At 43.1% G+C, this 22,568-nt stretch carries 17 protein-coding genes; 7 read left to right on the top strand and 10 right to left on the bottom strand.

The window, feature by feature from the left end; translation table 11 throughout:
- Nucleotides 1-125: 125 nt before the first annotated feature.
- The 3 genes from AC5ZC7_RS31480 to AC5ZC7_RS31470 all read right to left on the bottom strand — a co-directional run bounded on the left by AC5ZC7_RS31480 (nt 126) and on the right by AC5ZC7_RS31470 (nt 2,415).
- Nucleotides 126-1,070, bottom strand: coding sequence for a DUF3078 domain-containing protein (locus AC5ZC7_RS31480; protein ID WP_496161407.1), 945 nt, complete (start codon nt 1,068-1,070; stop codon nt 126-128).
- Nucleotides 1,071-1,164: 94 nt separating this feature from the next.
- On the bottom strand, nt 1,165-1,593 hold the full coding sequence (mscL, locus tag AC5ZC7_RS31475) for a large conductance mechanosensitive channel protein MscL (protein WP_496161408.1): 429 nt from the start codon (nt 1,591-1,593) through the stop codon (nt 1,165-1,167).
- A gap of 75 nt (nt 1,594-1,668) precedes the next feature.
- Nucleotides 1,669-2,415, bottom strand: coding sequence for a PPK2 family polyphosphate kinase (locus tag AC5ZC7_RS31470; protein WP_496161409.1), 747 nt, complete (start codon nt 2,413-2,415; stop codon nt 1,669-1,671).
- 118 nt (nt 2,416-2,533) lie between these two features.
- On the opposite strand from AC5ZC7_RS31470, the gene AC5ZC7_RS31465 reads away from it, so the two are divergent.
- A complete protein-coding gene (locus AC5ZC7_RS31465; protein WP_496161410.1) occupies nt 2,534-3,439 on the top strand; it encodes an EamA family transporter in 906 nt (301 codons plus the stop codon).
- Between the two features lie 80 nt (nt 3,440-3,519).
- Here AC5ZC7_RS31465 and frr read toward each other — a convergent pair whose 3' ends face one another.
- Both frr and AC5ZC7_RS31455 read right to left on the bottom strand, forming a co-directional pair.
- Complete coding sequence (gene frr / locus AC5ZC7_RS31460) at nt 3,520-4,083, bottom strand: ribosome recycling factor (protein WP_496161411.1); 564 nt, start codon at nt 4,081-4,083, stop codon at nt 3,520-3,522.
- Between the two features lie 120 nt (nt 4,084-4,203).
- Nucleotides 4,204-5,352 carry a glycosyltransferase family 4 protein gene (locus tag AC5ZC7_RS31455; protein WP_496161412.1) on the bottom strand — a complete coding sequence of 383 codons (1,149 nt, stop codon included), beginning with the start codon at nt 5,350-5,352 and terminating at the stop codon, nt 4,204-4,206.
- 163 nt (nt 5,353-5,515) lie between these two features.
- Between AC5ZC7_RS31455 and AC5ZC7_RS31450 the strand changes: the two genes are divergently transcribed.
- Nucleotides 5,516-6,352 carry a thiamine pyrophosphate-binding protein gene (locus AC5ZC7_RS31450; RefSeq protein ID WP_496161413.1) on the top strand — a complete coding sequence of 279 codons (837 nt, stop codon included), beginning with the start codon at nt 5,516-5,518 and terminating at the stop codon, nt 6,350-6,352.
- A 92-nt stretch (nt 6,353-6,444) separates the two neighbouring features.
- Here AC5ZC7_RS31450 and AC5ZC7_RS31445 read toward each other — a convergent pair whose 3' ends face one another.
- Together AC5ZC7_RS31445 and rbfA are read right to left on the bottom strand one after the other, a co-directional pair.
- Nucleotides 6,445-7,668 (bottom strand): FtsX-like permease family protein, encoded by a 1,224-nt coding sequence (locus tag AC5ZC7_RS31445; RefSeq protein ID WP_496161414.1) that lies wholly within the window; start codon nt 7,666-7,668, stop codon nt 6,445-6,447.
- 113 nt (nt 7,669-7,781) lie between these two features.
- Nucleotides 7,782-8,162 carry a 30S ribosome-binding factor RbfA gene (gene rbfA, locus AC5ZC7_RS31440; protein WP_291920151.1) on the bottom strand — a complete coding sequence of 127 codons (381 nt, stop codon included), beginning with the start codon at nt 8,160-8,162 and terminating at the stop codon, nt 7,782-7,784.
- 198 nt (nt 8,163-8,360) lie between these two features.
- On the opposite strand from rbfA, the gene AC5ZC7_RS31435 reads away from it, so the two are divergent.
- Together AC5ZC7_RS31435 and AC5ZC7_RS31430 are read left to right on the top strand one after the other, a co-directional pair.
- Nucleotides 8,361-10,193, top strand: coding sequence for an ABC transporter transmembrane domain-containing protein (locus AC5ZC7_RS31435; protein WP_496161415.1), 1,833 nt, complete (start codon nt 8,361-8,363; stop codon nt 10,191-10,193).
- 216 nt (nt 10,194-10,409) lie between these two features.
- The gene (locus AC5ZC7_RS31430) at nt 10,410-11,918 is read left to right on the top strand and encodes a glycosyltransferase (RefSeq protein WP_496161416.1); all 1,509 of its coding nucleotides are present in this window, start codon (nt 10,410-10,412) and stop codon (nt 11,916-11,918) included.
- Nucleotides 11,919-11,993: 75 nt separating this feature from the next.
- Here the strand turns inward: AC5ZC7_RS31430 and AC5ZC7_RS31425 are convergent, their stop codons facing one another.
- A complete protein-coding gene (locus tag AC5ZC7_RS31425; protein WP_496161417.1) occupies nt 11,994-13,064 on the bottom strand; it encodes a TraR/DksA C4-type zinc finger protein in 1,071 nt (356 codons plus the stop codon).
- Nucleotides 13,065-13,070: 6 nt separating this feature from the next.
- Nucleotides 13,071-16,397: an isoleucine--tRNA ligase gene (ileS, locus tag AC5ZC7_RS31420; protein WP_496161418.1), complete on the bottom strand. Its 3,327-nt coding sequence runs from the start codon at nt 16,395-16,397 to the stop codon at nt 13,071-13,073.
- Nucleotides 16,398-16,653: 256 nt separating this feature from the next.
- On the opposite strand from ileS, the gene AC5ZC7_RS31415 reads away from it, so the two are divergent.
- Nucleotides 16,654-17,115 (top strand): PepSY-like domain-containing protein, encoded by a 462-nt coding sequence (locus AC5ZC7_RS31415; protein WP_496161419.1) that lies wholly within the window; start codon nt 16,654-16,656, stop codon nt 17,113-17,115.
- A 491-nt stretch (nt 17,116-17,606) separates the two neighbouring features.
- On the opposite strand, the gene AC5ZC7_RS31410 is transcribed toward AC5ZC7_RS31415, so the two are convergent.
- On the bottom strand, nt 17,607-18,530 hold the full coding sequence (locus AC5ZC7_RS31410) for a helix-turn-helix domain-containing protein (protein ID WP_496161420.1): 924 nt from the start codon (nt 18,528-18,530) through the stop codon (nt 17,607-17,609).
- A gap of 180 nt (nt 18,531-18,710) precedes the next feature.
- On the opposite strand from AC5ZC7_RS31410, the gene AC5ZC7_RS31405 reads away from it, so the two are divergent.
- Both AC5ZC7_RS31405 and gyrB read left to right on the top strand, forming a co-directional pair.
- Entirely contained in the window at nt 18,711-20,390 is a 1,680-nt protein-coding gene (locus AC5ZC7_RS31405; protein ID WP_496161421.1) for a hypothetical protein, read from the top strand.
- Between the two features lie 123 nt (nt 20,391-20,513).
- Nucleotides 20,514-22,496, top strand: a complete 1,983-nt coding sequence (gene gyrB, locus AC5ZC7_RS31400) for a DNA topoisomerase (ATP-hydrolyzing) subunit B (protein ID WP_496161422.1) — start codon at nt 20,514-20,516, stop codon at nt 22,494-22,496.
- The last annotated feature ends 72 nt before the right edge of the window (nt 22,497-22,568 follow it).

The raw sequence follows: 22,568 nt of genomic DNA, 5'->3' as shown, positions 1-22,568 counted from the left end.
TAACAGTTGTTTAAAAAGAATTCGCACAGAGGCACTCCGGAAAACGAATAACCGATGCTTTGTAGCCGGCTTCTTTTACACAAGGTGCCTGTGTGCGATATCAAAAATAACAAAAATCCGGCGAATCAGAACTTCGCGGCAAAACCAACCCCTATAATCTGCTTAATCTGCAAACGGGGCCCCATTACGCCAGTCTTCTTATTCTCAAATACTTTTACATCATCATCATAAATCATATCTACAGTCAACATGGCTGAAATCCATTTATTTACTTTCAGTTCCAGCGCGTTATTGAACATCACATCAATATTTTGTGGATTATGCCTGTAATCGGAGAAAAGATCTAACCGGCCTTTGTAGGTCATGTTCTTCGCGAAAGTCTTCACATAATTAGCAGACAAATAAGCGCCTATTTCATATTTAAAATGGCTACCGGTATCTACGCCATAAGCGCCCTGTTTGGAGAGGAAATCATCCATCACAAACACAAAGCGGGAAGTAATAGGAGAGAGGAATAAAGAAAATGAATTATCAGGCTTATAGTCAAAACCCGGTGATACCAGCACATATGCAGGTGAAAAGAATTTAGACGACAGTTGCTTCGTGGTATCAGAAGGATACAGGAAACCATTTGCAAACTGAGTACGCAGGTTAAGTAATCCACTTAAATACCAATGTTTGCCAATATCATAACCGTATTTGGTAGTGAGGTCAATACGGTCATCGCTTTTACGTCCACCTAAACTGGTGGTATTCAGATAGCCATAAGCGAGGTCAGCTACGTTATCCCAGGAATTTCTTCCTTTTTTATAAAATGCCCAGGCATACAGGTTAGAACCAATAGAGAAAGAAAAATTATCTCCACCCGCAGCCCAGTTGCTCAATGATCCCTGGTTGATATTCACATTAATATTCATTCCTTTTCGCCATAGCTTTGGGATGGTATCGTTATCATCTTTTTTAATTTTACCGGCGGCTTCTTCTCTTGACTTCTTCATCCAGTCATTTTGCGCGTGTACAGCTGTAAACAATAGCATACAGCAGGCAATGGATAAAGTAAATTTTTTCATCAATTTATTATTTAAGGTGAGTATACATATATCATTCACCTATTACCTCCCGGTGGGAAGCAATAGGTGAATGGGGATTTTTAGAAAGATATTTTTATCTGGATTTTTTCAGTTCATCACGAATTTCCGTGAGTAATTTTTCTTGTGTAGTTAACTCAGCTGGGGCTGGGGCTTCTTCTTTCTTCTTGGTCAGTTTATTCATGAATTTTACCAGTAGGAAAATACAGAAAGCGATGATCAGGAAATCTATGATGCTCTGAATAAAGGCGCCATAAGCAAATACAGCGATACCTTTTGTTTTCGCATCGGCCAGCGTGGTTACAATTCCCTTCTTATCGTCCAGCTGTACAAAGAGATCATTAAAATTCCGGCCACCGGTGACTATTCCAATAAGCGGCATCAGAATATTATCAACCAAAGATGTAACGATCTTCCCAAATGCACCTCCAATAATCACACCCACAGCAAGATCCATTACATTGCCTTTCATGGCAAACTCTTTAAACTCTTTGATGAACGACATAATGCAAGGTTTTAGTAGTTAAAATAAGTGCACAAAATTAAAGCATAATCCCCGAAGGCGTTAATTATTAATCGATTATTTCTTTAAACGGGGATATTTCATGTCCAGTGACTTCAGTGTATCCCTTAACGTTAGCGCTATCAGGTACTCTTTATACCAGTTTTGATCAGCCGGTACAATGAGCCATGGTACATAGTCGCAATGATTAATGGCGTCTTCGTACGCCTCCATATATTTATCCCAGAGCTTTGCTTCTTTCAGGTCATTCTCATTATACTTCCACATCTTGCGTGGATCTTCTGTTCGTTCTACCAGGCGTTGTTGTTGTGCTTCTCTCGATACATGCAAATAACATTTAATGATGTGCGTATTGTTATGTACCGTCAACAGTTTTTCAAAGTCATTGATGGCTTCCATTCTTTTACGCACCATTTTGTCGTCAATCCATTTGTGTACACGCTGTATCAGGATATCTTCATAATGGGAACGGTTGAATACCTGGATCATTCCTTTACCCGGCGCCTGCTGATGTACCCGCCATAAAAAATCGTGTTCTGATTCTTCTGTGCTGGGAGCCTTAAAAGAGTGTACGGTACATCCCTGTGGATTCAGTGTACCCGTTACATTCTTGATCACCCCATCTTTACCGCTGGCATCCATTCCCTGCACTACCAATAGTATGCTGTGTTTGTGCTGTGCGTACAGCAGGTTTTGCAGTTCGTCGAGTTCCTGCAGTATCTCCTGGGTTTGGGCTTTGGTTTTCTCTTTATCCAGCTTCTTAGGGGCTGTGGTGCTGATCGCGGACAACTTGATTTTACTCATGAAAATGCATTCTTATAAATAAATTTAACAAAAACAGATCAGAAGTGTTGCAATAACACGATTTATATTTTGCCGAATGCCTCTGATATCTGCACCTTTGTAGCTGAAAATTGTAGCTATGCATCAACGTTTTGCCCACTGGGGAGTTTTTATTTTACTCTCGCTTACCTGGGGCAGTTCCTTTATATTAATGAAGATTGGGTTGGAATCCTTCACTTCTTACCAGGTGGCCAGCTTAAGATTGGTGGCCGCCGGTGTTGCGTTGTCGCCGTTTTTGCCCAAAGCATTACGACAAACACCTCGCAGCAAAATACCTGTTATATTGCTCTCTGGTATTCTGGGTAATGGCATTCCAGCCTTTCTTTTTTGTTTGGCAGAAACAGAAATAGACAGTTCACTGGCAGGTATCTTAAACGCACTCACCCCACTGATGGCGTTATTGTCTGGTATTATCCTCTTTAAAAGTCCATTTAAAAAGGCACAGCTTACCGGTATTTTCGTGGGGCTGTTGGGGGTAGTATTGTTATTTACGTCTAAAGGTATTAATACCAACGGTCATTGGTACTACGCTCTGCTGGTTATCCTGGCAACAATTAGTTATGGTGTTAATATCAGCCTTGTACATCACAAGTTAAAAGGGTTTTCCTCTTTGCAACTGGGGTCTATTGCCATGTTCTTTTGTGGTATCTGCACATTTCCGATTCTGTGGGGCAGTAATTTCTTCCCACAATTTACCCAGCCTAATGCGCCGTGGCGTTCTCTTTCAGCCGGCCTGGTATTAGGTGTGATGGGTACAGGTATAGCTGCTGTATTGTTCTTCCTGTTAATAAAACGTGCCGGATCTATGTTAGCCTCCATGGTGGCGTATGCATTGCCGTTAGTAGCAGTGGGATGGGGGTTGTTGGCGCACGAACCTATTACCTGGATACAGGTGTTATGTATGGGTATTATTTTATTCGGAGTATACCTGGTAAATCGTGCCAGCAGGCCTTCAACAGAAAAAAGCGTGGAACAGGCCCGTTAGGGTATATATAAAAAAGCGGAGATATCAGTTGATATCTCCGCTTTTTTATATATACCCTAACGGGCAACGCCCGATACAATTTAAATAGCCATAATTTCCTTCTCTTTCACTTCGCAGTGCTTATCGATCAGGACAATATGTTTATCGGTCATAGCTTGCACATCTGCTTCGGCATCCTTGGCAGTGTCTTCACTTAAGCCGTCTTTTTGTAATTTTTTCACAGCTTCAATGGCGTCCCGACGGATACTTCTCACTGCTACCTTTGCCTGCTCACCTTCGTTATTTACTCTCTTCACAAACTCCTTTCTACGTTCTTCTGTTAACGGAGGGAGAAACAAACGGATAATAACACCATCGTTTTGTGGATTAAGTCCAATATTGGATGCGATAATAGCCCTTTCAATAGGCTGCAGCATGTTCTTTTCCCATGGCTGAATGGTGAGGGTACGTGCATCAGCAATGCTCACGTTAGCTACCTGGTTAAGTGCAGTTGGCGCACCATAATAGTCAACGAAAATACCATCCAGTATTTGCGGATTAGCTTTCCCCGCTCTGATTTTTGTAAGCTCCAATTCCAGGTGCCCGATAGCTTTTTTCATCGAGTCCGCTGCGTCATCAATGATAAGCGTTAGATCATCTTGCATAACATAAATAGTTAAGTGCGTGCAAACCTACAGGTTTTCTTTTAATCGTCAAAGTAACGTCCTGATAATAGCAGGAGAAATGCCTGTAATAAGCTTTAGCAGGAAATTCCCAGGTGAGAATTATTTGTCCTGCAACACACCATCTGTTGTAACACGCAATATTTTGGTGGATTCTTTTCCAGGAACAGCTGTTGCTGCTGGTTGAATCACCGGTTCAGGTATAACCTGGGCGGCCAGTTTCCTTCTGCGAGCCAGGTATAACATGCCGGTAAAGAAGGTAGCAGAACCAATAACCACCATCAATAATAAGGTAGCCCCCATACCCTGCAAAACAAATGCGCCCAAAATGTAAGAGGCATTAATAGCCACTGATACAAGCGTAGTTTGTCTGTGATTCAGTTTCAGATCAAGCAGGTAGTGATGGATATGATTTCTGTCGGCAGAGAAAGGAGATCTTCCTTGTAACATACGCACGGCAAACACGCGCAGGGTATCGAATAAAGGAACTATCAGGATGGCGAAGGCAACAGCCGGAGTAGCTGCCACAGGCATCTTTCCAACAGGATTACCTGCCACATCAATAAACTTAAGTATCAATACAGCGTTCACCAACCCTATCAGTAAGGACCCCGTATCGCCCATGAAAATACGGGCAGGAGAAATATTATAAATCAGGAAACTGGCTAAACCACCTGCCAGTGCAAAACCGATTACAGCATAAGTAATTTCACCTACATGCAGGAAGTAAGCACCCAATACCGCACTCACCAGCAATCCAATACTACCGGCATGACCATCTACCCCATCAATCAGATTAAAGGCGTTAATCACCACAATAAAGGTGAAGTAAGTCAGCATAAGGCTGATATTGGGAGGTAATGTGTAGATTCCCATAAAGCCATACATACTGGTAATCTGCAAATTACCAAGATAGATAATAGCAAAAGAAGCAGCCAGTTGTCCGATTAATTTCTTGAGTGGAGACAATCCAACAATATCATCTTTCATACCTACCATGAAAATGATAAAGAAGGCGGCCATCATGTATTGAAACGGCGAATTGGCCATTGCGGGTACACAAATAGCCGAGGCAATAATGAACCCAGAGAAAAATCCAATTCCTCCAAGCGTTGGTATACGTTGTTTATGTGCTTTTCGTTCGTCCGGTTCGTCGTAAAGATGCTTTAATTCCGCAACCCTGATTAGTATTGGAATCGAAAAATAGGTAACCACAAAACTTAGGACGGTAGCAATTAATACATTCTCCATTAGTGGGGCTTAATTGTGCAAAGATATTAATTTCAATGAAATGTGAAAAGAAACGTTAAAAAAATCAAGTTTTTTAATACATTGGAACCGCAAAAAAAACATTCAACAACCACAAATTCTACGAAATTCGATTAGTTTTGCGGTACAAAATTTAACAACTATCATGCCACAGCTCAAAGATATTGCTACTCAGGTCAGAAGAGATATTGTACGGATGGTACACGGCGTTCAAAGCGGACACCCGGGAGGGTCGTTAGGTTGTGCAGACTTCTTGACTGCACTGTATTTCAAAGTAATGGACCACAAACCGGTACCCTTTGATATGGATGGTAAAAACCAGGATCTGTTTTTCCTTTCCAATGGTCACATTTCTCCTGTTTTCTACAGTGCACTGGCTCGTTCAGGATATTTTCCCGTGCAGGAACTGAGTACATTTCGTAAGCTGAACTCCCGCCTGCAGGGTCACCCCACCACTCACGAACACTTACCTGGTGTACGTATTGCATCCGGCTCCCTCGGCCAGGGAATGAGCGTGGCGATTGGCGCAGCATTGGCAAAAAAACTGAACAACGATAAAAACCTGGTATTCTCCCTCCACGGCGATGGTGAACTGGAAGAAGGACAAATCTGGGAATCTGTGATGTTTGCTCCTCACCACAAAGTAGATAACCTGATCATCACTGTAGACCTGAATGGACAACAAATTGATGGGACTACTGATGATGTGGCCGGATTAGGCGATGTAGGCGCTAAATTCGAAGTATTTGGATGGCATGTACTCCATATGAATGGTAACGATATGGACGATGTTGTAGCTACACTCGAAAAAGCCAAAAGCCTTACTGGTCAGGGTAAACCAATTGCCATCATCATGAAAACCGTAATGGGACAGGGTGTTGACTTCATGGAAGGTCATCACGAATGGCACGGTATCGCTCCCAGTGATGAACAACTGGCCAAAGCATTGGCACAATTACCGGAAACTTTAGGCGACTACTAATACTTCGTCTTTAAAAAAAATTAAAAAGGACATGCTTAATATAAGCATGTCCTTTTTAATTTTTTTTAAAGACTGACGGCTCATATCAATATCTAGGTAGCCTTCAATGCAATAGCTTCCATGGCGGCTCTTCTAGCAGGATACCAACTGGCAGCTATACCAATGATCATGATAGTTATAAACACCAGTAAAAAATCTTCCACATGCATGCTCACTGGATAAGTGTCTACCAGGAAGGAGGTTCCCTCCAGCCTGATAATACCAAAGTGTTGCTGTAACAAACAAAAGGTAGTCCCTAAACCCAGGCCGATCAACGTACCAATACCGGCTATGATTAATCCCTCTGCCAGGAAAATCCGCATCACCAGCGACCTGCGCGCCCCCATAGCTTTGAGAATAGTAATATCTTTTTGCTTCTCCATCACCAACATATATAAAGACCCAATCATATTGAAGGCCGCAATGATCATAATAAAACTCAGTATAACATATACCGCCCACTTCTCCGTTTGCATAATGGCATACAACGACTGATTCTGCTCATAACGGGTCTGCACCTTGTAACTCTTCCCCAGGAGCAGCGTCAGTTTTTCCTTCAGTTGTTTTTCGTTTACGCCTGCCCGTATACCCACTTCCAATGCCGACATCTCATGATCACCCAGCTCCAGCAACTTCCGCATGAACTCGATATTGGTAATCACATATTTACTGTTAAACTCCTGCTGAATAGCAAACGTGCCTGCAGGATACAAAACCCCATTATTAAGGGCATCTTCAGGGGTTACAAAAGCATTGGCATTCCGCCGGGGCAGGTATACGGTTACCGGGGCCAGACTATGTACCACATCCACACCCAGTGCGCCTTCCAGCTCCAGGCCAAGTACAGCCCGGTAAGCCACGCTATCACCGGTATCAAAGCGTCCTCTTACAATATTACTTTTAACATCCGTTACATCATTATAGCTATTGTCTACTCCTTTCAGAATAGCAATCGTAGGCTCGTCACCGTAGCGTAACACCGCTTTTTCTTCTATAACTTCCGAAAAATGGGCTACACCGGGTATCTTCGATATCTGCTGTAACTGGGCAGGAGTGAGGAGAATTGTTTTCCCGCTGGCGGGTGCAATTTTAATAGCTGGATAAAAAGAAGAGTAAAGGGATTTGACCAGGTCTTCAAAACCATTGAATACACTTAATATCACAATCAGGGCACCAGCCCCTACTGCAATAGCTACCACACTTACCCAGGCAATGATATTAATCGCATTGGTAGATTTTTTAGCCCGGAAGTAACGGGAAGCAAATTGCCAAACCATGTTTCTTTAATTACGGATTTTCAGATTTTTTGATGTTGGAATATTGTTTTCGGGAGATATCAAACTACCGGATACAATTGCCAACATCAAAAAAATCGCGGGTCTGGCCTGATTTATTTATTGCCATCCTTAATATTTGCATCATCTTCCTTGATCTTTTTAAACAACTCTTCCATCTTGAAAACGTAGTCCAGTGTGTCGTCCAAAAAGAAACTCAATTCGGGAATTCTGCGCAATTGCTTACCCAAACCTATACCAAGGGCTTTCTTGATTTCGCCCATTCTTTCCTTGATACGCTCCAGCATCTCCGCAGGCGCTTTTATCTGAAACATGCTCAGGTATACCTTCGCTTCCAACAGATCAGGCGTCATTTTTACGGCAGCAACAGATATCATTCCTCCCTCTACCACATTAAACCCCATCCGCTGAAGAATACCACTTAGTTCCTGTTGCACTAATTGTCCTATTTGCTTCTGCCTTTTAGTTTCCTGCATCTCATTCAATTTTAATCGTTAGTAAAACGGGGGCCTATGTACGATAATAACATTTTTACTGCACAGCGCCAAACCTTAACAGGCTGCCTGGCAGCCCGCCAGATGCGAAATTAACCTTTTCCTGCAAAGAATAGTGTCAATTAGCCCCCGACATGTGGTATTTATGCTATTTTTGCCAGCAGTTTAAAAGCAACAGGAATGAAGACATTCAAGCGATTATTGAAATTTGCCACCCCATTACATCATTATTTACCTGAATATGTTATATATACTTTGATCGGTATTATATTCGGTATGGTCAATTTTGCCATGCTGATTCCACTACTCGGGGTTATTTTTAACCAGGTGGATGAAATACCCAAGGTAGCAGCACAGCCACACTTTACCTTTTCCATCCAATACTTTATAGACCTGTTTTACTACTATTTCTACGACTTTATCAAGACCAGCGGCTCCAAACTGAGTGCTTTATACTTTGTTTGTGCAGTTATTGGCGTGTGTGTAATCATTGCCAACTTTGGCCGGTATATGAGCGCCCGGGTAATGGTACGCCTGAAAATGACAGTATTATCAAGATTACGGGTGCGCTTATACGAAAGATTTACTGAGCAATCACTTTCCTTTTACAGCGAACAACAAAAAGGAGATCTCTTGTCTTCTATGACCAACGATGTGCAGGAAATTGAAAACAGTGTGATCAATGCCATTCAAACACTACTCCGCGACCCATTCATTATCATTGGTTACTTTGCTGCGTTATTTTATATCTCCGTAAAGCTGACACTGTTTACCATCGTTTTCTTTCCTATTTCCGGTTTGCTGATTTCTTACGTTTCTAAGAAATTGAAATTAAAAGGTAAGTTCAGCCAGGATCTGTTGGGAAAAATTCTTTCTGTTACAGAAGAAACACTCAGCGGAATAAGGATTGTGCAGTCTTTCACCGCTGAACGATTTATGAAAAATAAATTCGGGGAAGTAAATGGCCGGTTCGTAAAAGTCAGCAAATCCATGTACAATCAGCGGGAACTGGCATCTCCCATCTCCGAAATACTGGGGGTAGTGGTGATTATTATCCTGGTTATTTATGGTGGGTCACTGGTGCTTTCCGGCAGCGAATTGCTCACCGGTGCTACTTTCATGACTTACCTGGTTTTCTATTCCCAGATTATGACACCCGCCAAAAACGTGTCTACCTCCATTACCACCATTCAAAGAGGAATGGTATCCAGTGAACGGATCTTTAAAATACTGGATGCGCCGGTAACAATTGAAGAAAGCCCACAGGCACAGCCTGTAAAGGAATTTGACAACAACGTTGAGTTCGACGATGTATCCTTCAAATACGAACAACAGTATGTGCTGAAAAACATCCGGCTCCGGATTAACAAAGGTCAAATGATTGCACTGGTTGGGCGTAGCGGTGCGGGTAAATCTACCATGGCCGACCTTTTACCACGCTTTTATGATGTAACTAAAGGCGCCATTCGTATAGACGGCAAAGATGTACGTGATCTCAAAATACAGGACCTCCGCAGCCTGATTGGGGTAGTATCGCAGGAAGCTATCCTGTTCAATGATACTGTGATCAATAATATTGCCTTTGGTCAGCCCAATGCCGACAGAGCTGCCATCATAGCCGCTGCAAAAATTGCCAATGCCCACGAATTCATTGAACAACTGGAGCAGGGTTATGACACCTCCATTGGTGATCGCGGCCTGAAACTCAGTGGAGGACAACGTCAGCGCCTCACTATTGCAAGAGCTATTTTCAAAAATCCTCCTATCCTGATTTTAGATGAAGCTACTTCCGCTTTGGATACCGAGTCTGAAAAACTAGTGCAGGCGGCATTGGATAAACTGATGCAAAACCGCACCACTATTGTAATTGCACACCGCTTAAGTACCATACAACACGCCAGCGAAATTATTGTCATGGATCACGGAGAAATCAAAGAACGAGGTACACATGAACAATTACTGCAGCAACAAGGCATCTATCACAAACTGGTAGAAATGCAGGAATTTAAATAAAGGAATCCTAACGTTTAAGCATATACGTAAACGAAGAAGGTCCCGCCAATGCGCGGGACCTTCTTCGTTTCAGGCAGTCTCCACGGGCATTTCCTCATTATTATCTTTTAAAAACCAGGAGGTAACGGGTATGGTTTTTGTAACTATTGCGGCCTGACATGCCAATACCAGCTCTTTGCAGCACTATTTCTTAACCTTTTAACATAGCGAACTCCTATGATATCTATCGTAATTCCTGTATTAAACGAAGGTGCTACCATACGCCAGGTGATTAAAACTGTAAAAAAAACATCCCGTAAAATTGAAATCATTGTAGTAGATGATAACTCCACAGACAATACTGTAGAAGAAGCCATGAAAGAGCAGGTAAGAGTTATTACCAGCAGCCAGCGCGGCAAAGGTATTTCCATGCGCGAAGGGATGATGGCAGCGAAACATGATATTATCGTTTACGTTGATGGCGACATCCTTACATACCCCGACAATATTGTAGACCTCTTAACTGGTCCTATTGAAAAAGATGAAGCTGACTTCGTCAAATCCTACTTTGAACGGCAGGCAGGCAGGGTCACCCAATTGGTGGCCAAGCCGCTGCTGAGTATTTTATACCCCGAATTGTCGCACTTCCAGCAGCCGCTCAGCGGTATGATTGCAGCGCGGAAATCGTTCCTGTCGCGCGTACATTTTGAGAATGATTATGGCGTAGATATCGGTTTGCTGATAGACATGCACCATTTGGGTGCACGCATTACAGAAGCCAATATAGGCAAAGTGGAAAACGCCATGCAAACCTGGGAGCAGCTGAGCAAAATGTCGAGAGAGGTATCCCGCACTATTCTCCGGAAAGCAGAAAATATCCCACAGGAAAACCTGGAAACACTCGGTAATATTAACCTGATACGGGAACAGATGGAATACTCTATCCTGGAATCTATTGATAAGTTACAGAAGATGGTCATTTTTAACCTGGACCATGCAGTATTTACGCAGAGCTATCTGCAATGGGCCGCCATTGCTTTTGACCAGGAAGATGCCCTGCAACAGATACTGGCCGGCCGGCATGATGATGTTACCCGTATGCAATTAACAGCTACCTTATTTGAAGGACGTAACATTGCCGAAATGCTGGAAGTAGCAGATGCCATTCCACTGGTACCCGGCATCCGGGAAATTGTACGGGAGCTGAAAAAGAGAGGATACGCCTGTGGTCTTATTACAGATGGCTATGGAACAGTGGCCCGTCATATAAAAAACAAACTGGGAATGGACTTCGTATTCGCCAACAAGTTGCACCTGGTCAACAGTGTGGCTACCGGCGAATTTTCTATAGCCGATTATTTCCTGAAAGAAGAAGTATACTGCAAAAGCAATATGTTCCCGCACATTGCACAGCAATATCATATCAACCGGCAAAACATTATTTACGTAGGCGATGGAAAGCAGGACAGCCAATTGTTAGCGGAAGCAGGCATAGGCGTTGCGTTTTGTCCACAGTATCGTGGTGAAATTGTAGAAAAGGTTGCCGATAAGATTATCAGTGGGCTATCTCTTGCACCATTGCTGGATATTGCGCAGGCGGGTCCCGGCAAATTCAAGCTGCCGGCTATCAGTAAAAAACAGGCGCGAAAAATTGGGGTAGGTAGTTTGGTCGGTCTGGCAGGAGCAGGGTTGATTTACCTGGCCGTTCGCCAGCTGCGCAACAACAGGAGAGAAGCGGCTTGCTGAAGTCTTGTTGCAGTGAAGTAATTAAAAAGGCGTCACGCTGATAGCGTGACGCCTTTTTGTTAGGTCTTATTAAGACTATTTACTTTTAGCCAATTTGGCTTCAATGCTCAACGTAGCGTGAGGAACTGCTCTGAGGCGCGCTTTGTCTATGAGTTTACCGGTTACACGGCAAATACCATAGGTTTTGTTTTCAATACGCATCATTGCTTTTTCCAGGTGATCAATGAACTGAATCTGACGGCTGGCCATTTGGTTCAGCTGCTCTCTTTCCTGGGAGCCGCTACCATCTTCCATGCTCATGTATTTGTTTTCAGTATCATCGGTACCAGCTTCATCTTTACGAGTGATTAAGCCTTGCAGGTAAATGAGTTCCTTTTTAGCTGATTCCAGCTTTTTTTGGATCAATTCTCTAAATTCCTGGAGGTCAGCATCACTGTATCTATATACTGGGCCACTGGGAGTAGCTGGTTGATCCAGCACTGATTTGGTAAACTCAGGTTGATAAGTCACCAAAGTAGCTTTTCCACCTTTTTTCTCGGTTTTTTCCGTTTTTTCGGGTTTTTCGGCTCTCTCGGGCTTCTCGGATTTTTCCGCTTTTACTGATTTCTCAGCCTTAACAACTGGCTTTTCAGCTGCCTTTTTTGAGGATTCTTTTTCCTTAGCAACTTCTACCTTAGTATCTGCTTTCTTTACTGCCATCGTTTTAAGTTCTTTTTCTTCTGACTTAGAAATAAATGGTTTCTTTTTTTCAGCGGAAACACTTTTCGTAACCACTTGTTGCTGCTTTACAGCAGGCTCTTTTTTAACGGTCGATTTCGCAGGTACAGCAACGCTCTTGACGGATGTTAATTTACTGTTGGGTAAGGCAGAAGCCTTTTTTACGGCTGTTTTAGGCGCCACAGGGGCGACTTTTTTAGCGGTACTTTTGGCTACCACGGCTTTTCCGGCTGCTGGTTTTACTGCTGCTTTGGGCGCTGCCTTTGCAGGAGCGACTTTTTTAGCAGCGGCTTTCTTAGGCGCTGGTGCGGCTTTTTTTGCGGGAGCAGGTTTAACAGCTTTTTTTGCTGCGGGAGCCTTCGCCGCCGTTTTTTTCACCGGAGCTGCCTTTTGGGTCGTTTTACTAGCAACCTTCTTTTTTGTTGCCATGGGGGATTAGCTTTTTTTGTTAACTAATACATTAAATTTAAGGTCATTCACCTCTATTTCTGTACCATCGTGCAATCTCTCCACTAATTCCAGGCTATCTGCCAAAATTTCCGTGCAAATATAGTCATTATAGTTCACAACGGCCGATTTGAGCGCTTCCACACTTTCAACGGCAACATTGATTCTATCTGTTAAAGCAAAGTCACTATCCTTACGGATTTTCTGTATCCGGTTTACCAGTTCCCTGGCATTACCTTCCTCCTGTAACTGGGGCGTAATAGTAATATCAAGCGCTACCGTTAAGGCGCCTTTATTAGCTACTGTCCATCCCGGAATATCTTCGGAAATGATCTCAACATCAGAGAGTTGAATTTGCAATTGCTCTCCTTCCACAACCAGGTTGAAATGGCCGTCGCGTTCTATGGTGGCAATATCTGCAGCTGTGAATCCACCGATAACGGCAGCAACAGACTTCATCTTTGCACCCATTTTACCACCAAGCGACTTGAAGTTCGGCTTAATCTTTTTCTTGATAAAACCTTCCGTTTCCGTAAGATAATCAATCCCTTTGACATTCACCTCACTTTTTATCAAGTCTGCTACCTTTTCTATTTGCTCCTGTATCCGAACATTGGTTACCGGAATCAAAATCTTCTGTAACGGCTGACGAACCTTGATATTCACCTTCTTACGCAAGGATAATACCAGTGATGAAATATCCTGCGCCAGTTGCATTCTTTCTTCCAGGTCAACGTCAATCGCTTTTTCATTGGCCACCGGAAAATCAGTATGGTGAATAGAAACCGCCTTGTTACGTCCACTTACACGGTTCAGGTTATTAAATAACCAGTCGGTGAAAAATGGGGAAACCGGGGCCATCAATTGTGTAATTTTTTCCAAACATTCATATAATGTCTGGTAGGCACTGATTTTATCGTGTTCGTATTCTCCTTTCCAGAAGCGGCGACGGCAAAGACGTACATACCAGTTACTCAGCTGCTCATCTACAAAACGCTCAATAGCCCTTCCTGCCTGGGTTGGCTCATAATCATCAAAGCTGCTGGTCACGTCTTTCACCAGTGTATTTAGTACCGAAATGATCCAACGGTCAATTTCCGGACGTTCTTCTAATGGAATGTAGGCCTCCTTGAACGTAAAGTTATCAAGATTAGCATACATAGCGAAGAAATTATATGTATTGTATAGGGTACCAAACAACTTACGTTGTGCTTCACCTATTCCTTTCACATCAAACTTCAGGCTGTCCCATGGGGAAGCATTGGTGATCAGGTACCAACGGGTGGCATCTGCACCATATTGCTCAATGGTTTCAAATGGATTCACCACGTTACCGAGGCGTTTACTCATTTTATTACCATTGCTATCCAACACTAAACCATTGGATACCACAGTTTTATAAGCTACTTTATCAAACAGCATCACGCCCAGCACATGCAGCGTATAAAACCATCCACGGGTCTGGTCTACTCCTTCTGCAATGAAATCAGCAGGGAAAGAGGCACCTGTTTCTATGAGCTCTTTATTCTCAAACGGATAATGCCACTGTGCATACGGCATGGCACCACTGTCAAACCAAACATCCACCAGATCAGGTTCACGACGCATTGGCTGCCCGGAGTCACTGACTAATATGATCTCATCCACATAAGGCTTGTGTAAATCCAGGATACCTTCATGCAGGTATGACTTATTCACATCTCCTCCTAAAACCTCACTGGCTTTCCGGATTTCAGCGTTCAACTCTTCAATTCCTCCGATACATTTCTCTTCGCTGCCATCTTCCGTACGCCAGATAGGCAACGGTGTTCCCCAATACCGGCTGCGGCTGAGGTTCCAGTCTACCATGTTCTCCAGCCAGTTACCGAAACGGCCGGTTCCTGTAAACGCCGGCTTCCAGTTAATGGTTTTATTTAATTCAACCATCCGGTCTTTCATAGCAGTGGTTTTAATAAACCATGCATCCAGCGGATAATATAATACCGGCTTATCAGTACGCCAGCAGTGAGGATAAGTGTGTTCGTATTTTTCTACTTTGAAAGCGCGATTCTCTTTCTTCAGTTTCACTGCGATATCCACATCCACATCTTTATAATCAGGATCATCCTTATAGTTCTTCACGAATCTACCAGAAAACTCACCTACATTATCTGTGAACTTACCTTCTCTATCTACCAGGGTTAAAATACCAATGTTATTCTTTTTACCTACGCGGTTATCGTCTGCACCAAAGGCTGGTGCAGTGTGTACGATACCAGTACCATCTTCTGTGGTAACGAAATCACCCAGGATGACGCGGAACGGATCTCCTTCTTCCGGCTGTGCAAAAGGCAACAGCTGCTCATAGCGGATATTCTCCAACTGGCTGCCCTTAAAGCTGCTCAGTACTTTCCACGGAATTACTTTATCGCCTTCTTTATATGCATCAAAGTCAGCGTTTTCACCTTCCGGCTTGAAATATTTGCCCAGTAACACTTTCGCCATTACTACATTCACCGGCAGGTGGGTGTATTGATTGAAAGTACTTACCAGTACATATTCTATGTTAGCTCCAACTGTTAAGCCCAGGTTGGAAGGCAATGTCCATGGGGTAGTGGTCCAGGCAAGGAAAAACACCTCACTGCTGCCCGCTGCATCAAAAAGGAATTGAGAATTATCTGCCTGTAATGCTTTGAACATAGCCACGATAGTGGTGTCTTTCACATTTTTATAAGTACCCGGTTGATTTAATTCTGCAGAACTCAAACCCGTACCTGCAGCAGGAGAGTAAGGCTGAATGCTCACGCTTTTATACAACAGGCCTTTTTTATATAGGGTTTGCAGGGCCCACCATAAGGTTTCAATGTACTTATTCTCAAAGGTGATATAGGGATCTTTCAAATCAACCCAATAACCCATTTTACGGGTCAGGTCATCCCACTTATCTTTATATTTCAGTACTTCTTTACGGCAGGTTTCATTATAATCTGCAATAGAGATCTTGGTACCAATATCTTTTTTAGTAATGCCCAAGGTTTTTTCAACGCCCAATTCAACAGGCAATCCGTGGGTATCCCATCCACCTTTACGTTTTACCTGGAAACCACGCATGGTTTTATAACGGCAAACGAGATCTTTTAAGGTACGTGAAATGACATGGTGAATGCCCGGCAAACCGTTGGCGCTTGGGGGACCTTCATAAAACACAAAAGGAGTGGCGCCTTCGCGCACTTCCACACTTTTTTCAAAAGCCTGGTACTGCTCCCAGTGCTGGAGTATATCTTTCTCTATCTGAGGTAAATTCAACTGGTTATATTCCTGATATTTGCTGGACATAAAACAATTCCCCGCCCTTTGATGTTATTTAGACAATAATTGATTAAAATTGTGCGAAGTTAAGAAAATACACTGGCTCCTAAAGGAGGAAGTTTACCAAAAACAAAGCTTTTTGAATATTTTTTATTGTTTTTTTTGTAATTTGCAATAAACAGTATATAAATTACGTTTTTGGCATTGTTTTAGCTTATTTGCCAGGAAGATTAGAAAAACCTAGTAGTTAATTTTAACCCAACGGAAAAAAACCATATCGAATATGAAAAAGTTGACGTTAATATTTTGCGCGGTTCTATTCACTTCCGGCATAACTTTTGCACAGCAAAAAAAATCAGTTAAAAAAACAAAAGTAGTTGCTAAAACGGTGCAAGCACCTGAAGCAGTTAAAAGTTCTTTTGATCAAAATTTTGCGGGAACAGCGGCCAAGTGGACAAAGACAAGTGCAGGACATTGGACAGCGAATTTCCAAAAAGACAACATAAACACCAGTGCAGAGTATGATGCAGATGGCAAATGGATTGCCACAAGAAGCGCTTATGATGCTCAAAACCTTCCGGAATCAGTGTCTGGTACATTGAAAACAAAATATCCGGCAGCAACCATAAAAGATGGCTGGAAAATTGAGAGATCAGATGTAGCTTCATACTACAAAATAAATATTCAGGACAACGGTACAGAGAAAGCAGTGTTATTGAACGAAGCAGGTACCATCACTGAATAACACAAACAAGTATTTCATAGGTATAGGGATAAATAGGACAGACCCTGCTCTTTTGGGCGGGGTTTTTCATTTTATATACCCAAAGAAAAACAGCCCCCCTGCCATTTTGCACAGGTTGTCATGAAAATATTTCACAAAAAAAGTCGCCCGCAAAAGCGAACGACTTTATGAAAATCTGGTAGAAACTTTTCTGGCAAGATGCACTTAACTTCAATGGTGTTTGATATTTCATGCAAGTATATTTATGGCTTTACTTACTTTTCGCCAGCCAAGCTTCTCCCATGGTCAAATCTAATAAGGAAGCTTATAGGAAGTGCAAATGGATATTTGCTTATCGTCCTACAAAGAAACACCTATATTTTATCTTCCACTTTTCAAATCGGGAAAACAAATGATCGAAAAAGGAAAATACACAAGTATCCTTTACAGTAGCGGATTTGCCGACACGAGTGTGCTATAAATTATCAAGAATTAAAACGGCCACAGGCCCATTAGCGCAGCAATAGTTCACAAGGTTTCAACCCGGTGTGCTTTTTAAAAGCCGTAGAGAAGTGAGAAATGCAGGAATACCCCATCAACATGGCTACCTCAGAAACAGACATCCCTTTTTCATACAGAAGGCCTTTAGCTTTTTCCATTCTTTCTTTCTGGAAGTAGTCATATATGGTAGTGCCATACATGGCCTTAAAGCCTTTTTTCAGGTAACATTCATTCATGGCCACCCGACGCGCCAAATCCCTGATGGTAATAGGGGAGTCCAGCTGTTCTAAAAGAATGCTGCGGGCATTTTCTATTTTTTCGCGGTCTTCCAGGTGAGTCAGGAAGCGGCAACCATAGCGTTCATCGGTATCATTTTGCATAAACTGGTCGGAGCTGTATAACAACAGATCCAGCGCCCGGCTTTGCAGGAATATATTTTTCAGAATGCCTTCATAATCGTGATGTACCATCGTTTCCAGTACTGACTTGGATTTTGTACAGGGCTGAATGGTTTTCACGAAAGGCTTTTGTGACTGATTTTCGAACAAAGAGAAAGTAGTAGTGCCTTTCTGCAGTGATTGTATAAAAGCTGGCTGGAAACGCACACTGATCACATCTACAGATGGTACCCGGTCTGCGCAGACCTCTTTATTACCTTCCACACATAATTGATCTGTACAGGAAGGATTCTTACAATATTTGCTGCCGGCCACACAGTAACGCAGTTCGATGGCAGCAGACTGGCCTCTTTTTGCAGGCTGATATACCACCATGGCCACATCTTCTACCGGCAACGGCTTGTCATAGGTAAAACGCTGTAAAGTAAAGTCCAGGCAATCAGGTACCAACACACTATCCTGCTCCGCCAGATGTAGCTGATCGCTCATCGCTGGCTGCGGAATGGCTAATGACAATATTTCCTGTATTTCTTTCACTTTAGCTATTTTTTTAATGCCGTGCTGTTACCGAAGCCACAAATTTAGGGATTCATTTTTTAAACAAATACGTTTTGACAATACAGTTACAAAGCCGCTGGCCCTATGAACACCTGCTGATACGCTGCAGTGCCCAATAGCAGAACTTATTGGTATAAATTTCGTTTATGCTTTACAGATATGGCCCTCAGAAAATTTAATATCCGTAAACTGCTAAAGATCGTGTTCATCACGTTCGGCATACTTACTTTATTGGTGCTGGCCACCGGTTGGTTCCTCAACCGTCACTGGAATAAGCTGTTGAAGCAGGAACTACCTGGCTATGTAACCGATTTATCTGATAGTCTTTATACCGTCAAATTCCAGGATCTGCGCCTGGATGTACTTTCGGGCAGCCTGGTATTGGAAAAGGCTGTCATGGCAGTGGATACAGCTATCTACCGGCGGCTGTTAGCCCAACAGCGGGCACCTTCCGCGTTGTATACCATCAGTGTAGATAAATTAGCACTAAAATACTTCAAACCGTGGCGGTATTTCATCGGGAAAGAATTGAATGCAGCTTCCCTTACCGTAAGTGGCCCCAGTATTATTATGGAGCAAAATGCCACCGTCAAAGATACCAGTGCGCCCAAAACAGCTTATCAGCATATATCAGCAAAAATGAAGTCTATTTTCATAGGCAAACTAATATTGGACAGCACCAATTTCAAATACATTTTTACGCGGAAAGATTCCTCCCGCGTCATTCACCAGTTTCACAACCTCCGGGTACGTGTCAACGATTTTCTGATAGATTCCCTGGCCCTGAATGACCCAACCCGTTTTTTATATGCCCACAATTATGAGATCGGGATGAAAGATTATATGAACCGGACCAGGGATAGCCTTTATTGGCTGAATGTACGGGGTATCCGGTATGACGCCGCGTTGCGTACCCTACATGTTGGCCGGTTAGAAATTCAACCCCGCTATGATAAAGTCGCCTTTCAACAAAAAAACGGCGTACAACAAGACCGGTTTGAGGTAGTATTAAATGATATAAGCCTCCATAGCCTTAATCCGCGTCTTTTATTACAAGAGCAGCAAATATGGGCGCAGCGGGCCAATATAAAAGGAGGTAGTGTGGAAATATACCGGGACCGTACCTTACCAATGCCGCCAGGCAACAAATTGAGGCAATTTCCCCACCAACTGCTCCACCAACTGGAAATCCCGGTAAGCCTTGATACCCTGCTGGCCAATAACATTAATTTACAGTACCAGGAAATGAGTCCTGTTACCGGTCAATCCGGCCAAATCAGCTTTAGTCGTGTACATGCGCAATGCAGCAATATTACCAACATTGATAGCCTGGTGGCTAAAAACAGTAATATGGTGGCCAATTTTGATGCAGTTTTTATGCAAAGCGGGAAGCTCACTGCCCGGTTTGATTTCACCCTCAATGATAAAGCCGGGCATTTTGCCGTGTCTGGCGCACTAAAAAATATGAATGGGAAAGACCTGAATGTGGTCACCAAACCACTGGGAAAAATTGAAATCCGCTCCTGCGATATCCAGGAATTAGGCTTTCATATAAAAGGAGATGAACGGAAAGCAGCCGGCCAAATAAAGATGCGTTACCAACACCTGAAAATAGCAGTGCTTAAGCAAGACAAAGAACATCGGGAATTTCAACGGAAAGGATTGGCCAGTTTTCTCGCTAACTCACTGGTTATCAAAGACGCCAACCCTCTTGAAGGGGAAAAAGAGCGGGTGGCCACCGTAGTTTACCAGCGGGACATCCAAAAATCCTATTTTAACCTGGTGTGGAAAACTTTATTTACCGGGGTAAAAGACATTGCCGGCGCCGGAAATCTGTGAAGATAAAATTGGCCTGTCCACACCTCTTAAAAACAGGCATTCTTTTGCGGAAATAAGGCTTATTTTTCGTATTTTTGCATGATTGTCTACCGTTTTTATTTCTAATAGATTTTACACCAACATATGAGCGAAGAATTAGTGCAAGCACCCAGCCCCAGCAGCAACGGATATGATGCAGGGAGTATTCAGGTATTGGAAGGTCTGGAAGCCGTACGTAAGCGTCCAGCCATGTATATCGGCGATATCGGCATCAAGGGACTTCACCACCTGGTTTATGAGGTGGTAGATAACTCTATTGACGAAGCCCTTGCCGGATACTGCAAAAATATTGACGTAACTATCCTGGAAGACAACTCTATCCGGGTAAAGGATGATGGTCGTGGTATCCCCACCGGTATCATCCCTAAAGAAGGTCGTTCTGCACTGGAAGTTGTCATGACCGTACTCCACGCCGGTGGTAAATTTGACAAGAATACTTATAAAGTATCCGGAGGTTTGCACGGTGTGGGTGTGAGCTGCGTGAACGCCCTGAGTGACAGATTATATGTAACAGTAGAACGTGAAGGCAAATTATTTGAACAGGAGTATCACCGTGGCGTACCACAGTATGGCGTTCGTGAAATAGGCAACAGCGAAATCACTGGTACTACTGTACATTTCAAACCAGACGGTGAAATTTTTAAGGAAACTACTTACAACCGTGAAATCCTCGCCGGCCGTTTGCGTGAACTTTCTTACCTGAACCGTAAGATCAAAATCACCCTGACCGACGAACGCGAAAAAGATGAAGAAGGCAACTTCTTCTCCGAAACCTTCTATAGCGAAGGTGGTATCAGGGAGTTTATACAGATGCTCGACAAAAATGGTCGCCGTAACCCGCTGTTACCCGCTCCTATTTATGTAGAAACACATGATGCAGCTTCCAACGTAGCAGTAGAAGTGGCATTGGTATATAACGATGCATTCAGTGAGAATATCTTCTCTTATGTAAATAATATTAACACCATTGAAGGAGGTACGCACGTAGCTGGTTTCCGCCGTGCTATTACCCGCGTATTCAAATCTTATGGTGATAAAAATAAAATGTTTGAGAAATCGAAGGTAGAAGTTACCGGAGATGACTTCCGCGAAGGATTGAGCGCAATTATCAGTGTGAAAGTACCTGAGCCTCAGTTTGAAGGACAAACCAAAACCAAACTCGGTAACTCCGATGTGATGGGGGTGGTAGATAGTTCTGTAGCGGCCGTATTGGATGCTTTCCTGGAAGAAAATCCACGTGAAGCTAAAACGGTTATCAATAAAGTAGTATTGGCAGCGCAAGCGCGTGAAGCAGCCCGTAAAGCACGGCAGCTGGTACAACGTAAAAGCGTGATGACCGGTAGCGGTTTACCAGGTAAACTGGCCGATTGCTCCGATAACGATCCTACCAAATGTGAACTGTACCTTGTCGAAGGAGACTCCGCGGGTGGTACTGCCAAACAAGGCCGTAACCGTAACTACCAGGCTATTTTGCCATTACGTGGTAAAATCCTGAACGTAGAAAAAGCCATGGAGCACAAAATCTACGAGGATAATGAAATCAAAAACATCTTCACTGCATTGGGAGTAACCATTGGCACAGAAGAAGATGATAAAGCCCTCAACCTTTCTAAGCTGCGCTATCACAAGCTCATCATCATGACGGATGCCGATGTGGATGGTAGTCACATTGCTACATTGATCCTGACTTTCGTTTTCCGTTATATGAAAGCGATGGTAGAACAGGGTTACGTGTACATTGCACAACCACCACTGTACCTCGTGAAAAAAGGAAAAGAGCAAGTATACGCCTGGACAGAAGAACAGCGTAAAGCGGCTACCTTGAAACTTGCTGGTGCTGGTAAGGAAGACAGTGTTACCATTCAGCGTTATAAAGGTTTGGGAGAGATGAACGCAGAGCAGCTATGGGATACTACCATGAACCCTGAACATCGCACACTGAAACAGGTAACAATTGAAAGCGCTGCAGAAGCAGACCGCGTATTCAGTATGCTGATGGGTGACGAAGTTCCGCCACGCAGAGCATTCATCGAATCTCACGCGAAGTATGCTAAGATTGATGCTTAATTACGTATATACGTTTATGTTATAAAGCAAAAAGGCTTCCGTTTACACGGAAGCCTTTTTGCTTTATAATTC

The organism is Chitinophaga sp. 9-1-y (genome assembly GCF_059511905.2).
This window is presented reverse-complemented; position numbering and strand designations above follow the sequence as displayed.

Coding starts and splice junctions, on each gene's coding strand:
- AC5ZC7_RS31455 (WP_496161412.1), bottom strand. CDS start 5,352: ATGGAGAATGTATTAATTGCTACCGTCCTAAGTTTTGTGGTTACCTAT.
- AC5ZC7_RS31480 (WP_496161407.1), bottom strand. CDS start 1,070: ATGAAAAAATTTACTTTATCCATTGCCTGCTGTATGCTATTGTTTACA.
- AC5ZC7_RS31405 (WP_496161421.1), top strand. CDS start 18,711: ATGGCCCTCAGAAAATTTAATATCCGTAAACTGCTAAAGATCGTGTTC.
- AC5ZC7_RS31465 (WP_496161410.1), top strand. CDS start 2,534: ATGCATCAACGTTTTGCCCACTGGGGAGTTTTTATTTTACTCTCGCTT.
- AC5ZC7_RS31415 (WP_496161419.1), top strand. CDS start 16,654: ATGAAAAAGTTGACGTTAATATTTTGCGCGGTTCTATTCACTTCCGGC.
- ileS (WP_496161418.1), bottom strand. CDS start 16,397: ATGTCCAGCAAATATCAGGAATATAACCAGTTGAATTTACCTCAGATA.
- mscL (WP_496161408.1), bottom strand. CDS start 1,593: ATGTCGTTCATCAAAGAGTTTAAAGAGTTTGCCATGAAAGGCAATGTA.
- AC5ZC7_RS31435 (WP_496161415.1), top strand. CDS start 8,361: ATGAAGACATTCAAGCGATTATTGAAATTTGCCACCCCATTACATCAT.
- frr (WP_496161411.1), bottom strand. CDS start 4,083: ATGCAAGATGATCTAACGCTTATCATTGATGACGCAGCGGACTCGATG.
- AC5ZC7_RS31425 (WP_496161417.1), bottom strand. CDS start 13,064: ATGGCAACAAAAAAGAAGGTTGCTAGTAAAACGACCCAAAAGGCAGCT.
- AC5ZC7_RS31450 (WP_496161413.1), top strand. CDS start 5,516: ATGCCACAGCTCAAAGATATTGCTACTCAGGTCAGAAGAGATATTGTA.
- AC5ZC7_RS31445 (WP_496161414.1), bottom strand. CDS start 7,668: ATGGTTTGGCAATTTGCTTCCCGTTACTTCCGGGCTAAAAAATCTACC.
- AC5ZC7_RS31470 (WP_496161409.1), bottom strand. CDS start 2,415: ATGAGTAAAATCAAGTTGTCCGCGATCAGCACCACAGCCCCTAAGAAG.
- rbfA (WP_291920151.1), bottom strand. CDS start 8,162: ATGCAGGAAACTAAAAGGCAGAAGCAAATAGGACAATTAGTGCAACAG.
- AC5ZC7_RS31430 (WP_496161416.1), top strand. CDS start 10,410: ATGATATCTATCGTAATTCCTGTATTAAACGAAGGTGCTACCATACGC.
- gyrB (WP_496161422.1), top strand. CDS start 20,514: ATGAGCGAAGAATTAGTGCAAGCACCCAGCCCCAGCAGCAACGGATAT.